1 protein-coding gene is annotated in these 1,169 nt (G+C 64.9%); it reads right to left on the bottom strand.

From position 1 onward, the window contains the following. Positions 1-333 (bottom strand): endo-1,4-beta-xylanase (locus FLV34_RS39315; protein ID WP_147945590.1); only part of this gene is annotated, 333 nt, incomplete at its 3' end. Positions 334-1,169 lie beyond the last annotated feature (836 nt).

Here is a 1,169-nt window from a genome sequence, read left to right as displayed (position 1 = left end):
GTTGTAGATCCGGTCGGCGTTGGTGAAGTTGAACTGACCCTGGTTCGGCTCAGTCGCGTCGATCTTCATCTCGTTCTCGGCCGTGATCATGTTGAACTCACGATTGGCGATCGTGGTGTACTGCGAGTCGCCCAGCTTGTTCGCACTGATCGCGGTGCCGAAGTAACGACCGCTCTGCGCGGCCGCCGCGCCCAGCGTGCTCGCCGCCGCGTCGGCGGGAACCGACACCGCCACGGCGGTGATCGCGCTGAGAACGCCGAGGGCGCCGGCGAGCAGCACCCGGCCGCGGCGTGGCCGCCGGAGCCGATCTAGGGGGGTGGCGTTCGAATCCATGCCTGAGCCTCCACAACTGAATCACGGAAAGAGGACATCCGCGGGATCGGCACCGCGTCCCGTTATGGAACGCACACCACGAGGGCGTCGCGGACGGCGCCCCCCCGCCACTTCACCACCGACCTGGCAGGGGGAGACCGCCTCGGGGACTCAGTCTGGAAATCTCCCCGAAATGTGTCAAGGCTCGACTGAAACTTTCGGGTTCGGTGTTCGACGAATGCGACGTAAATACGTTCCCATGAGTGCTCCTGCCTCCGAAAACATGGCAATTGGCGTGCTCTGTGCGGGGGGTCGTCAATGAAAGTTTCAGCATGATGACAGCGCCGAAAGCGGGATGGTCGTCATCGATAACTCCAGATGGGCGACGTCGGCCCGCGCGGCGCCGTGGAACGGCGCCGCGCAAGAAAGTACGCCGTCCCTCTTGACGGGACCCTCCCGCTTCGTATTTGCTCCGGCACACCACCACCGGCCGGTCGCGAGGAGAGAAAAGGCCGGTCCACTGTCGCAGATGTTAGCGATAACAAAATTATCGCCGAGTGTCGCGGAACCCGCTCTCGTCGCCGACGTTCCAGTACCGCCCGGTTCGATGCCGCATCACCACGCCTGGGCCCGCCCATCCGACTCGCTGATCGAAGGGACTGGCCGGCCGACGGTGTTAACGCTCACACGGCTGGTGCCGCCACGTCGAGCGCGCGCCGGCATCCGCGTCATCTCAAGAAGGAAGGACATGGCGTGAAACGAAGGCTCAGAGTCTTACTGGCGGCCGCCGCCTTGCCTTTGGTGGTGGCGGGCATGCTCCTGGGGGTACGGCCCGCCGCGGCGGCCTCGCTGACCCG

The sequence above is a fragment of the Microbispora sp. CSR-4 genome (assembly GCF_008033685.1).
Lineage (GTDB): Bacteria > Actinomycetota > Actinomycetes > Streptosporangiales > Streptosporangiaceae > Microbispora.
This window is presented reverse-complemented; position numbering and strand designations above follow the sequence as displayed.